The sequence below is a fragment of the Blautia hominis genome, from assembly GCA_002270465.1.
Taxonomy (GTDB): Bacteria; Bacillota; Clostridia; order Lachnospirales; family Lachnospiraceae; genus Blautia; species Blautia hominis.
Genome location: NQOF01000002.1, coordinates 93,130 through 105,369, shown reverse-complemented (window position 1 = coordinate 105,369; position 12,240 = coordinate 93,130). Strand labels below are relative to the sequence as shown.

Genomic DNA, 12,240 nt, shown 5'->3' with positions numbered 1-12,240 from the left:
TAGTAACCCCTGATCTGCATCCTGCCGCATAAGAAAGTTTGACCGAACTTTTCCGCAGCACAAAAAGAACGCTGTTCCCCGCCGGCTGCTGTAAACCGGCTGCAAGAACAGCGCTCTTTAACATTCCGTTGTATTTAGCGGATCATTTCTTGATCAGCAGGGATTTTCCGGTCATTTCTTTCGGCTGTTCCATCCCCATCATTTCAATCAATGTAGGTGCAATATCTGCCAGGCATCCGCCCTCTCTCAGACCATAACCCGGTTCTGCATTGACCAGGATAAACGGCACCGGATTTGTTGTGTGAGCAGTAAAGGTTTCGCCCGTCACATAGTCTTTCAGCTGCTCCGCGTTTCCATGGTCCGCGCAGATGAACATCTGTCCGTCCACTTCCTTCACAGCATCCACGGCTTTGCCCACACATGCATCCACGGCTTCCACGGCTTTGATAGCCGCATCTTCCACACCTGTATGGCCTACCATATCCGGATTTGCAAAGTTGATGATGATCACATCGTATTTGCCGGAACGAATGGCCTCTGTCAGCTTGTCGCAAACTTCGTATGCGCTCATCTCCGGTTTCAGGTCATATGTGGCAACCTTGGGGGATTTCACCAGGATTCTGTCCTCCCCTTTGTTTGGCTCCTCCACACCGCCGTTAAAAAAGAATGTAACGTGTGCATATTTCTCCGTCTCCGCGATACGTGCCTGCGTCATGCCATTGGCAGCCAGGAATTCACCGAACGTATTACTGATAGCTACCTTATGGAAGGCCACGTCTTTATTGGGGATGGTGGGATCATACTCAGTGAAGCATACATATGTCAGATCCAGCCTCTTATCTCTTGCAAATCCGGTAAACTCGTCATCACAGAAAGCTCTTGTGATCTCACGGGCTCTGTCAGGACGGAAGTTAAAGAAGATCACAGAATCTTTGTCTTTGATGATCCCAACCGGCTGACCGTCCTTTACAATGGCTGTCGGCTCTACAAATTCATCTGTCTTCTCTGCCGCATAGGAATCTTTCACCGCGCAAACTGGGCACTCTGCCTGATTTCCTTCCCCTTTTGTCATAACATTGTATGCTCTCTCCACACGGTCCCAGCGGTTGTCACGGTCCATGGCATAGTAGCGTCCCATAACAGATGCTACCTGGCCTACACCCAGCTCTTTCATCTTGTCATTCAGCTCTTTGATATATTCTTTGCCCGCTGTGGTAGGAGTATCACGTCCGTCCAGGAAGCAGTGTACAAATACTTTGGAAAGCCCTTCTCTCTTAGCCAGCTCCAGAATACCATATACATGAGTATTATGGCTGTGCACACCACCGTCAGAAAGAAGTCCGAATAAATGCAGTGCGGAATCATTTGCTTTTGCATTGCGTACTGCTTTCAGCAGCGCTTCGTTCTGAAAGAAATCACCGTCTTCAATCTCTTTTGTGATCCTCGTCAGCTCCTGGTAGACAATGCGGCCTGCACCCATATTCAGATGACCCACCTCGGAGTTTCCCATCTGACCTTCCGGAAGGCCTACTGCCATTCCGCTTGCATTGCCCTTTACAAAGGGGCACTGGGATTTTAACTGGTCCATAATAGGGGTCTTTGCCTCGCATACGGCATTCGCCTCACAATTGTCGTTCAGGCCATATCCATCGAGAATCATTAATACGGTTGGTTTTTTACTCATATTTTCTCTCCTTTATATGTCAAATTCCATTTCTGCGTCTTATACCTTTTTTATTTTAACAGAAATCCAGAATTTTTCAATCCTAATTACAAGATTTGGACGGTTTTTGTTAAAAAAATGACAGAAATTATAATGCATTTTGGCTCCGCTGTACAGTGGATAATAGCAGAAAACCGGGGACTAAACAGCAAAGGACAGGAAGATCTTAGATCCATCTCTCCTGTCCTGTCCCCGGTCATTATAATACTTTTGATAAAAATTCTCTTAATCTGGGATTTTTCGGGTTTTCAAAAAATTCCTTTGGATGGTTTTCCTCCTGGATCTTTCCCTCATCAATGAAGATCACCCTGGATGCCACCTCTTTGGCGAATCCCATCTCATGGGTGACAACCACCATGGTCATTCCGGACTCTGCCAGTTCTTTCATAAGCTCCAGCACTTCCCCCACCATTTCAGGGTCCAGGGCGGAAGTGGGTTCGTCAAACAGCATAACATCCGGGTTCATAGCCAGTGCTCTTGCGATAGCAATCCTCTGTTTCTGGCCGCCTGAGAGCATGTCCGGGTATGTGTCTGCTTTTTCCGGGAGCCCGACTCTTGCCAGAAGCTCATCCGCTTTCTGTGACGCTTCGCTCTGTGTCATGAGTTTTAACTTCACAGGGGCCAGCATAATATTTTCCTTTACTGTCATGTTCGGAAAAAGGTTAAACTGCTGGAATACCATGCCGATCTTCTGGCGGTGACGGTTGATATCAACCTTTGGGTCCGTAATATCTGTACCCTCAAACAAAATCCTGCCGCCTGTGGGCACTTCCAGCAGGTTCAGGGAACGAAGAAATGTGGATTTACCGGAACCGGAAGGACCAATGACCGCAACCACTTCACCCTGACGGATATCCGTTGTTATGCCGTCCAGCACGTTATTCTCTCCAAAAGCTTTCTTAAGCCCCTGTACTTCCAGTAAAATGTTGTTATCGCTCATTGGTTCTCAACTTCCTTTCCAGCTTATTCATACATGCTGTTAAAATCATAACCAGTACCAGATAAATCAGGGCGGCTGCCAGCAGGGGCAGGTACGCATTATAAGTACGGCTCTGGATCAGCATAGCGCCCTTTGTCAGATCCATCATACCGATGTAGCCCACAATAGAAGTCTCTTTTAAGAGCACGATCATTTCATTGACCAGTGCAGGAAGCACATTTTTAAATGCCTGGGGCATAACAATGGACTTCATGGTCTGGGAATAGTTAAGCCCCAGAGAACGCCCGGCTTCAAACTGTCCCTGGTCCACTGACATAATACCGGAACGGACAATCTCCGCCACATACGCTCCTGAGTTAATACCAAAAGCAAGGCCGCCCACCAGCACAGGGTTGATGGAAAAGCTGCCAAAAATAACAAAATTCATGATCAATAACTGAATCATGGTTGGCGTACCGCGGATAACCGTCAGATAAACTTTAAATACCCCGTTCAGGATCTTAAAAGAACCGTTTTTGTCATGGCTGGAACGCACAATGGCTACCAAAAATCCGATGATGATACCGATGATCACTGCCAGAAGTGTGATGAGCAGTGTATTTCTCAAACCTTCCAGCAGCCACATATACCGGTCATCTTTTATAAAGTTGTTATAAAGCTGTTGTGAAATCCCTAATACACACATTTTTCCACCTGTCTTACTTTCTCCCGCAAGGAAAGCTGCCGGCAGGATTGTCAGCAGCTTTTCTTTTCAAGGGTCCTCTTTATTTCTTTACTATGATAACCTGGCTTGCATTTGCATAAGTATCCGTAAAATCAACACTTTCCAGACGTTCTTCATTTACAGTCATACCGGCTGCACCAAAGTCTGCTTTTCCGGACTGCACTGCAGGAAGGATCGCGTCAAATTCCATATCGGAAACTTCCAGCTCATATCCCAGTTTGTCACAGATAGCCTGAGCAATATCTACGTCGATACCCACAATAGATTCACCGTCGTGGTATTCCCACGGCTCAAATTCCGCGTTGGTCGCCATTACCAGTTTGCCTTTGGAACGGTCAGCATCCGCAGGTGATTCATATGGGTTTTTGCCCGCCTCATCGCCAATGTAATTGTTTATGATATCGGAAAGAACACCTTCCTCTTCCAGTTCTCCCAGAGCTTTGTTGAAGGCATCTTTCAACTCTGTATTTCCCTTTTTCATACTGATGGCATACTGCTCATCATCAAACTGGTCCTCGATCATCTTCAGGTCGTCATTCAGCTCAACAAATTTCTTGGCCGGCTCTGTATCGATCACCACACAGTCAATCTGGCCTTTTTTCAGCGCCTGGATTGCCTGAGCGCCTTTGTTATAGCGCTTTACTTCTTTGGCCCCCACAGAAGGTTCTGATACCGTAGTATCACCTGTTGTTCCAAGCTGTACGCCGATAACGGCATCCTTCAGATCCTCTTTTGACTCAATTTTCTTTGTGCTGCTGCCGCATCCTGCCAGAGACAGTACCATGGCAGCTACTAAAGCTGCTGCTGCTAATTTTTTCATATTCCTCTCTCCTTATGCATTCATTTTTATGCATTATTAATGTATATTATGTATTTTTATTCAACTGATTAGCATTATATCAGTTTTACACGCAAATTTCAACAGAAAACCGCAAAAACAATACACGCGTTTACACCTTCCCGCGTCACAGCACTGCTGTTTTATGGGTATAAAGGCAAAATCCTGATTTCTGGACATAGTTTCAGCCGGAGCATATAAACTCCGGCTGTTTTCCTAATACACTACAATCGGTGTATTCACTTCAATATTATTGTAAATCATTTGTACCGCATCAATCGGCGTGTTGACACAGCCATGAGAACCATTGCTCAGATAGATATCACCGCCGAACGCATCCCTCTTCACCAGGTCGTGGATGCCCACGCCGCCGTTGAATGGCAGCCAATAGGTAACCGGCTCTTCATAATCAATACTTCCGTCCGGCTTTTTCCCCACAAGGGTGAAAGGACTCTTTTTGTCTTTCAGATTCCAGGCACCTCCTGCCGGTGTTGCATGTCCTGTGTTTGGATTACCAGTCACTACCGGAGTATCCACAACAAGGCTGCCGTTTTTATAGAACCACATATGCTGCTGGGAAATGGATATCTCCACATAAGTGCCGTCAATCTCATTGCCGTCATGTTTCTGTGCCTTGTACAGCCAGGTCACTTCCAAAGTTGTACTCTGTCCGGCATTGAGCGTGTTCATCAGGGACTCTGTGGTCTTATCCTGCCACAACTGCCAGCCATAGTCGCCTCCGGTAAGATGAACCGTACTTCCGCCTGTAGTAACAAAGTCTCTAGCTTTTCCTTTAGTGTTGTATACTGTGGAAAGGTCAATAATATATTGCTTCACCGTAGGCTCGTCAAAATAATAATTGCCAGCGTCGTCTTTCTTCAGCCAGGATTTCAAAAGGTCTCTGGTGATCGTTTCCTGCCCATGACCGAAATCCAGAACGATCTGCATGGTGGTCAATGCATTCAGCTTATCTCTTTCCTGGGTCAGAGCCGCGTCATCCTGCCGTACAGCAGGCGCCTGATAACAGCCTGACTCCTCCAGGGAGACTTCCCCTTTCCTTCCGTTCACAGCATCCTTGATCGCCTTCACTGTCTTTTCCTGATCCAGGGTATTGCCTTCCACCTCAGGGACAATCTGATATGCTTCCCCGGTATCCTCCAGATAAGCATCCTGCGGCGCTGTCATATTTTCCGGCTTGAGACAGGCCAGGCTGCTGATAACCGTATCCAGACTTGCCTCATCATAGGAATTATCCAGGCTCACCTCATAATTCTTATTTTTTGCCAGGCTGAATATCCACAGCCAGGAATTCTGGTCCTTCAAAAGCTGTTCCAGTTCTCCGTCATCCTTATAAGTCAGCTTGATGTCAGCAGCCTGTACCACATCCTGCTTGTCATCCCGCTCTTTGATGGTCAATGCATAAGTTTCCGCTTCCTTTTTGATGATCTCCTTGATGTAGTCCACCGATTTTTCACTGCAGTCATATCCATTGATGGTGGTTCCGCTGTAGAATTTATCCTGGTAATAATACCCTACCGCACAGTAAATTCCTACCACTGCCAGCAGCAGCACGATCAGCAATGCTATCAGTATTCTTTTGACAACCTTGCTTTTTCCCTTATTCTTTTTTTCTGTTTTTTTGTTTTCTTTTGTTTTTTTACTCATTTTCACACCCTTTAATTATTAGACGCATTTCTCCCCTAAAAAGTTTCACACGGATTATTTTAACGCAAAATACGACAAAAAGGAAGAGGTTTCAGGCATACACTTGAAATTTTAGGAAATTTTCATTATGATGTTAATAAAACGAAACAGTTTTGGTAAAGAAATGAAATGTTTGGAGGAAAATCGCTGATGAACCAGACGGACGAATATAAAAATTGTTCACTCTGCCCAAGGAACTGCCATGTTGACCGTCATTTGCGCAGAGGCTACTGTCAATGTACCGACAAACTGATGGCTGCCAGAGCTGCCCTGCACCATTGGGAGGAGCCGTGTATCAGCGGTACAAAGGGCAGCGGCACTATTTTTTTCACAGGCTGTACACTCCGCTGCTGCTTTTGCCAAAATCATTCCATAAGCAGCCAGGGGTTTGGAAAAGAAATCTCTCCGGACAGACTGTCTGAAATTTTCCTGGAGCTGCAGGATGCCGGGGCCCACAATATCAATCTGGTGACACCCACTCAATATCTGCCCTCCATCCTCCCTGCTCTTGACCGGGTAAAAAGCCGTCTTCATATACCGGTTGTCTACAACTGCGGAGGATATGAAAAACAGGAAACCTTAGCGCTTCTGGATGGCTATGTGGATATCTATCTGCCGGATCTAAAATATCATGACAGTGAACTGTCCGCTTGTTACTCCGGAGCCGCCGATTATTTTTCCGTGGCTTCCAAAGCCATTCAAGTTATGATAGAACAGAAGGGTGCACCCGTCTTTGACAAAGACGGCCTTTTGAGAAGCGGTGTCATCATCCGGCACATGGTTCTTCCCGGCAGCCGAAAAGACTCCCTCCGTCTGCTGCACTGGATAAAGGAAACGCTTCCGGATGACCACTATCTCATCAGCCTGCTGAGCCAGTTTACTCCTTTCTATAAAAGCAGCGAGCATCCAAAGCTCAACCGCAGAATTACCACATATGAATATGAAAGTGTACTGAACGAAGCCATCCGCCTTGGCCTCACAGACGGATATATGCAGGAAAAGAGCAGTGCCAAAGAGGAATATACCCCGCCTTTTGACCTTGAGGGAATCTAGGCCCCGGGTCATCCCTGACAAAAAAGCCCTCCCTTTTACAGGGAAGGCTTTTCTAATGCTTCAATAGATTATTTATAATTGACGATCTGTCCAAAATCCGGTTTCAGGGAAGCGCCGCCTACCAAACCGCCGTCGATATCGTTCTGAGCGAACAGTTCCGGAGCTGTCTTAGCATTTACAGATCCGCCGTACTGGATACGGATAGCTTCTGCAGTTGCCTGGTCATAGACTTCAGCGATACATGCACGGATGTCTGCACAAACTTCCTGTGCCTGCTCTGTCGTAGCTGTTTTTCCTGTTCCGATAGCCCAGATCGGTTCATAAGCGATAACCGCTGTCTTTGCCTGGTCTGCTGTCACACCCTGGAATCCAACTTTAACCTGCTGACGGATAAAGTCCATGGTCACACCCTGTTCTCTCTGCTCCAGAGTCTCTCCGCAGCACATGATCGGAGTGATTCCGTGTTCAAATGCTTTCAGCATTTTTTTGTTTACCGTCTCATTTGTCTCTGCGAAGTATTCTCTTCTCTCAGAATGACCTAAAACAACATATTTTACACCTGCGTCTGTGAGCATGTTGGGAGCGATCTCGCCTGTGTAGGCACCTTTCTCCTCATAGTACATGTTCTCAGCGCCAACCTGGATGTTTGTGCCTTTGCAAGCCTCCACGACCGGGATGATATCAATTGCAGGTACGCAGAATACTACGTCCACTTCTTCGTTTGCTACCAGAGGTTTTAATGTGTTTACTAATTCAACTGCCTCGCTGGGAGTCATGTTCATCTTCCAGTTACCAGCAACAATTTTTCTTCTTGCCATGATCCGATTTCCTTCTTTCTATCTTCCCGCAAGCGGCGGGATATTTTATTTATCGTTCGCTGCTGCCACACCCGGCAGTTCTTTGCCTTCCAGGAATTCCAGGGAAGCACCGCCTCCTGTGGAGATGTGTGTCATCTTGTCCCCATATCCCAGGATATTGACAGCTGCTGCTGAATCACCGCCGCCGATAATGGTGGTAGCGTCTGTATCAGCCAGTGCTTTTGCAACTTCTTCTGTTCCATGAGCAAAATTCGGCATCTCAAAACATCCCATTGGTCCGTTCCATACTACAGTCTTGGCATCTTTGACAGCTTCACAGAAAATTTTCTCTGTCTCAGGTCCGATATCCATGCCTTCCCATCCGTCCGGAATCTCACCGCGTTTTGCCACCTGGATGTTGCAGTCATTTGAGAAGTCATCACCAATACGGTTGTCCACCGGCAGTAAAAGTTTTACGCCTTTTTCTTCTGCTTTTTTCATCATATCCAGTGCATACTGCAGATAGTCATCCTCACAGAGAGATGTACCGATGTGTCCGCCCATAGCCTTTGAGAATGTGTAGGACATTCCGCCGCCGATGATCAGGGTGTCCACTTTGTCAAGCAGGTTGTTGATAACAGAAATCTTGCTGGAAACTTTAGCGCCGCCTAAGATCGCAACAAAAGGTCTCTTAGGATTGTCCACTGCATTTCCCAGGAAGTCGATCTCTTTCTGCATCAGATATCCGACAACTGCGGTATCTACAAACTGTGTCACACCAACATTGGAGCAGTGTGCTCTGTGGGCAGTACCAAATGCATCATTTACAAATACATCGCACAGAGATGCCAGCTCTTTGCTGAATGCCTCTCCGTTCTTCGTCTCTTCTGCACGGTAACGTGTATTTTCCAGTAAAACAACATCTCCGTCTTTCATTGCCTGGACAGCAGCCTTTGCATTTGGTCCGACTACTTCCGGGTCAGCGGCAAATTTTACTTCCTGTCCCAGTAATTCTGACATTCTCTTTGCAACAGGTGCTAAAGATAATTCCGGTTTTGCCTCTCCCTTGGGTTTGCCCAGGTGAGAACACAGGATCACTTTTCCGCCGTCAGCGATCAGCTTCTTGATAGTTGGAAGAGCTGCTACCAGACGATTTTCATCTGTGATCTTACCATCCTGAAGGGGAACGTTGAAATCACAGCGGACTAAAACTTTTTTACCTTTTACGTTGATGTCATCAACTGATTTTTTGTTGAGCATTGGATGATGCCTCCTTTAATATTTGTTCTTGTAACGGTTCAGTATCCCCACATCTGCAGACAAAGATCCATGCAGAATTGCCTTTGGTGATGGGATTTTACCTGGCTGCGGAATGTTTTCCTTACGGCCAGCTCAGTAAATGGGCAGACCTGCTGAATCGTTACTTGTTCTTATCAAATAATACTTCCCATTTCACGAATGGACGAAAGAAGCCCGGTCCAAAATAGACCGGACCCCTTAATGAGTCATTATTCATAACTATTCCATCCATGGAGCAGTTACGAGTATCCGCCCGTTAAAATCGCTCTGCGATGGAACGAATACCTGCTGCCGCCACTCTTATGCACGGTCTGCTCAGTAAATACGCAGGCCCGGCTGAATGGTTATCTTTATTCTTAATGATTATTTCTCTAATAATTTTCCAAAGTATTTGATTGTTCTTACCATCTGGCTTGTGTAAGAATTCTCATTGTCATACCAGGAAATTACCTGTACTTCTGTTGTGCCATTGTCTAACGGCATAACCATTGTCTGAGTTGCATCAAACAGAGAACCATATCTCATACCGATAACATCGCTGGATACGATTTCATCTGTGTTGTATCCGAAGGACTCTGTAGCCTGCTCTTTCATGATCGCGTTAACCTGATCTACAGTTACAGTTCCGTCAACAACTGCTGTCAGAATTGTAGTAGAACCTGTCGGGGTCGGAACACGCTGAGCAGATCCGATCAATTTGCCGTTCAGTTCCGGAATAACCAGACCGATGGCTTTTGCAGCACCTGTGCTGTTCGGAACGATATTAACTGCTGCTGCACGAGATCTTCTTAAATCACCTTTTCTCTGCGGTCCGTCCAGTGTCATCTGATCACCTGTGTAAGCGTGGATCGTGCACATGATACCGGATTTGATCGGAGCCAGGTCGTTTAATGCTTTTGCCATTGGAGCCAGGCAGTTTGTTGTACAGGAAGCAGCTGAGATGATGTTATCATCTTTTGTCAGTGTCTCATGGTTTACATTGTAAACGATGGTCGGAAGGTCGTTTCCAGCCGGAGCGGAAATAACAACTTTCTTAGCGCCTGCTTTGATATGTGCTTCTGCTTTATCTTTGGATGTATAGAAACCTGTACATTCCAGAACTACATCTACACCGATCTCTCCCCAAGGAAGTTCTTCTGCTTTTGCTTTTGCGTAGATCTTGATCTCTTTTCCATCAACTGTGATGGAATCTTCACCTGCTGTTACTGTATCGCCAAGTGCATATCTTCCCTGTGTAGAGTCATATTTCAGTAAGTGAGCTAACATTGTCGGAGATGTTAAATCATTGATCGCTACGATTTCAAATCCTTCTGCTCCAAACATCTGTCTGAAAGCAAGACGTCCAATACGTCCAAATCCATTGATTGCTACTTTTACTGCCATGTTATTCATTCCTCCTAAAAGTGTTTGTATTCCGTGAGGTTTCTATTAAGATTGTTAAAGAAACATCAACCTATTTGATATTGTACCTAATCTGAGACAAAAATTCAAGCATAAAATGAAAAATCGTACCAGTTTTACATTCTCTTTATGTACAATTCCCTTTCTTTCCTATATAATTAGGGCAGCAAAAGAAAAGGAGATGTCATCTATGTACGCAGATTATCACATGCACACGTCATTTTCCAGTGACAGCGAAGCCCCTATGGAGCATATGGTCCTTGGGGCTATTCACAGAAATATGCCCAGCATTTGCTTCACGGAACATATGGATTTCGATTTTCCTCCCGGAGAGTTTGATTTTCTGGTGGATATGCCGACCTACCGGGAGAAACTGATGGAACTCAAAAAGAAGTATGAGGATAAAATAGAGATATATTTCGGTATGGAGCTTGGACTTCAGCCCCATCTGACCGGAAAACTGCCCTCCTTTGCCGCCAGCTTTCCCTTTGACTTTATCATCGGCTCTGTACATGTTGCGGACGGATGTGACCCCTATGACAGGATATTCTTTGAAAACCGCAGTGAGGAGGAGGCCTACCGCAGTTACTTTACCTGTCTTCTTGAAAACCTGAAAGTCCTTTCCTGCTTTGATGTATGCGGTCATATTGACTATGTGGTGCGCTACGGCCCCAACCGTAATCTGTACTACTCCTACGAAAAATACAGGGATATCCTGGACGAGATCCTTCGTGTGCTGGTGCAGAAAGGCATTGGTCTGGAGTGCAATACAGCCGGCTTCAAATACGGCCTGGGCCACCCCAATCCCACAGAGAACATACTGATCCGTTATCGGGAACTGGGCGGCGAAATCCTGACCATCGGTTCCGACGCCCACGCACCGGAACATATCGCCTATGATTTTGAACGTGCCGGAGCGCTTTTAAAGGAATGCGGCTTCAAATATTATACTGTTTTTAAAAACAGAAAACCGGAATTTCTTCCTTTATAAAAGAATCCCGGTCCCAAAAAGCATCAGGCCGGCAGCCTTTCCTGCCCGCCAACGGTTCCCACAGGGTATTGTTCTGCGCGGCTGCCTGTACTGGTGCTGTTTTTATCACAGCCATTTCACCTGGCTGCCATATGCGATCTTAGGTATCACAGTGCGATAAATACTGTCCAGTTCTTCCCTGCAGCGCATTTGTCTATGCTCTTCCTCCATACAGTCCGCCTTTCCCAAAATCCTGTATTCCACGCCAAACAGGCGGCATATATTCCGGGAATCAAAAAAGCCGTTCTTTTCATAAAAGCTGATTCTTCTTCTGCGAACCTGTCTTTCCGTCTCCCGGGCTGCAAAAGATGGTTCTTCAGATTCTACCATGACCAGATTCTCCCCAAATACATCCTGAAGTGCCCGAAGACACGCGCTGCCATATCCTCTGTCTCTCAGGGACGGCAGCACAGCCAGATAATCAATGAGATATGCCCTGCCCGATGGTGCCTTTATCAAAAATGCGTAACCTGCCAGTTCCCTTTCATTATAAAACCCGTACCCTTCACCTCTGTTCTGCTCTATGAGCATCAACATACTTTTCAGCGGTTTAAGCTCTGCCCTTGGAAAATCCTTTTTCATATAGCTTTTATATATATACCGGATTCTCTCCTCGTCCAGCAATTCTGCTTTCACTTTCAAGTTTTTCTTTCCCTCCATGTAAAAAATATGGGTTACGTCCCCAGCATGTCCCGCCTATTAAGCTGATTACAAACTTTGTGGACACGAAT

Annotated in this window: 11 protein-coding genes; 2 read left to right on the top strand and 9 right to left on the bottom strand. The window is 46.0% G+C overall.

Annotated features, from left to right (window positions below):
* Window positions 1-142: 142 nt before the first annotated feature.
* The 5 genes from gpmI to CI595_RS06510 form a co-directional block, all read right to left on the bottom strand.
* Window positions 143-1,684: a 2,3-bisphosphoglycerate-independent phosphoglycerate mutase gene (gene gpmI, locus CI595_RS06530; RefSeq protein WP_095172495.1), complete on the bottom strand. Its 1,542-nt coding sequence runs from the start codon at window positions 1,682-1,684 to the stop codon at window positions 143-145.
* Between the two features lie 238 nt (window positions 1,685-1,922).
* Window positions 1,923-2,663, bottom strand: coding sequence for an amino acid ABC transporter ATP-binding protein (locus tag CI595_RS06525; RefSeq protein WP_095172494.1), 741 nt, complete (start codon window positions 2,661-2,663; stop codon window positions 1,923-1,925).
* Window positions 2,653-3,348: an amino acid ABC transporter permease gene (locus tag CI595_RS06520; RefSeq protein ID WP_095172493.1), complete on the bottom strand. Its 696-nt coding sequence runs from the start codon at window positions 3,346-3,348 to the stop codon at window positions 2,653-2,655. The genes CI595_RS06525 and CI595_RS06520 overlap by 11 nt, the downstream gene beginning before the upstream one ends.
* Before the next feature lie 79 nt (window positions 3,349-3,427).
* Window positions 3,428-4,207 carry a transporter substrate-binding domain-containing protein gene (locus CI595_RS06515; protein ID WP_095172492.1) on the bottom strand — a complete coding sequence of 260 codons (780 nt, stop codon included), beginning with the start codon at window positions 4,205-4,207 and terminating at the stop codon, window positions 3,428-3,430.
* A gap of 234 nt (window positions 4,208-4,441) precedes the next feature.
* On the bottom strand, window positions 4,442-5,890 hold the full coding sequence (locus CI595_RS06510) for a L,D-transpeptidase family protein (RefSeq protein WP_095172491.1): 1,449 nt from the start codon (window positions 5,888-5,890) through the stop codon (window positions 4,442-4,444).
* Window positions 5,891-6,079: 189 nt separating this feature from the next.
* Between CI595_RS06510 and CI595_RS06505 the strand changes: the two genes are divergently transcribed.
* Window positions 6,080-6,982, top strand: a complete 903-nt coding sequence (locus CI595_RS06505) for a radical SAM protein (protein ID WP_167388448.1) — start codon at window positions 6,080-6,082, stop codon at window positions 6,980-6,982.
* Window positions 6,983-7,050: 68 nt separating this feature from the next.
* Here the strand turns inward: CI595_RS06505 and tpiA are convergent, their stop codons facing one another.
* The 3 genes from tpiA to gap form a co-directional block, all read right to left on the bottom strand.
* Window positions 7,051-7,800, bottom strand: coding sequence for a triose-phosphate isomerase (gene tpiA, locus CI595_RS06500; RefSeq protein ID WP_065541205.1), 750 nt, complete (start codon window positions 7,798-7,800; stop codon window positions 7,051-7,053).
* Window positions 7,801-7,845: 45 nt separating this feature from the next.
* A complete protein-coding gene (locus CI595_RS06495) occupies window positions 7,846-9,039 on the bottom strand; it encodes a phosphoglycerate kinase (RefSeq protein ID WP_095172489.1) in 1,194 nt (397 codons plus the stop codon).
* A gap of 402 nt (window positions 9,040-9,441) precedes the next feature.
* Window positions 9,442-10,461 carry a type I glyceraldehyde-3-phosphate dehydrogenase gene (gene gap, locus CI595_RS06490; RefSeq protein WP_065541203.1) on the bottom strand — a complete coding sequence of 340 codons (1,020 nt, stop codon included), beginning with the start codon at window positions 10,459-10,461 and terminating at the stop codon, window positions 9,442-9,444.
* 208 nt (window positions 10,462-10,669) lie between these two features.
* Here gap and CI595_RS06485 point away from each other — a divergent pair, with 208 nt between their 5' ends.
* On the top strand, window positions 10,670-11,470 hold the full coding sequence (locus CI595_RS06485; RefSeq protein ID WP_095172488.1) for a histidinol-phosphatase HisJ family protein: 801 nt from the start codon (window positions 10,670-10,672) through the stop codon (window positions 11,468-11,470).
* A 105-nt stretch (window positions 11,471-11,575) separates the two neighbouring features.
* Here CI595_RS06485 and CI595_RS06480 read toward each other — a convergent pair whose 3' ends face one another.
* Complete coding sequence (locus CI595_RS06480; RefSeq protein ID WP_243135139.1) at window positions 11,576-12,145, bottom strand: GNAT family N-acetyltransferase; 570 nt, start codon at window positions 12,143-12,145, stop codon at window positions 11,576-11,578.
* Window positions 12,146-12,240: the final 95 nt, after the last annotated feature.

Bases quoted from the DNA above. Each gene is read 5' to 3' on its own strand.
- CI595_RS06515 (WP_095172492.1), bottom strand. From the start codon at position 4,207: ATGAAAAAATTAGCAGCAGCAGCTTTAGTAGCTGCCATGGTACTGTCT.
- CI595_RS06520 (WP_095172493.1), bottom strand. From the start codon at position 3,348: ATGTGTGTATTAGGGATTTCACAACAGCTTTATAACAACTTTATAAAA.
- CI595_RS06525 (WP_095172494.1), bottom strand. From the start codon at position 2,663: ATGAGCGATAACAACATTTTACTGGAAGTACAGGGGCTTAAGAAAGCT.
- CI595_RS06495 (WP_095172489.1), bottom strand. From the start codon at position 9,039: ATGCTCAACAAAAAATCAGTTGATGACATCAACGTAAAAGGTAAAAAA.
- gpmI (WP_095172495.1), bottom strand. From the start codon at position 1,684: ATGAGTAAAAAACCAACCGTATTAATGATTCTCGATGGATATGGCCTG.
- tpiA (WP_065541205.1), bottom strand. From the start codon at position 7,800: ATGGCAAGAAGAAAAATTGTTGCTGGTAACTGGAAGATGAACATGACT.
- CI595_RS06485 (WP_095172488.1), top strand. From the start codon at position 10,670: ATGTACGCAGATTATCACATGCACACGTCATTTTCCAGTGACAGCGAA.
- gap (WP_065541203.1), bottom strand. From the start codon at position 10,461: ATGGCAGTAAAAGTAGCAATCAATGGATTTGGACGTATTGGACGTCTT.
- CI595_RS06505 (WP_167388448.1), top strand. From the start codon at position 6,080: ATGAACCAGACGGACGAATATAAAAATTGTTCACTCTGCCCAAGGAAC.
- CI595_RS06510 (WP_095172491.1), bottom strand. From the start codon at position 5,890: ATGAGTAAAAAAACAAAAGAAAACAAAAAAACAGAAAAAAAGAATAAG.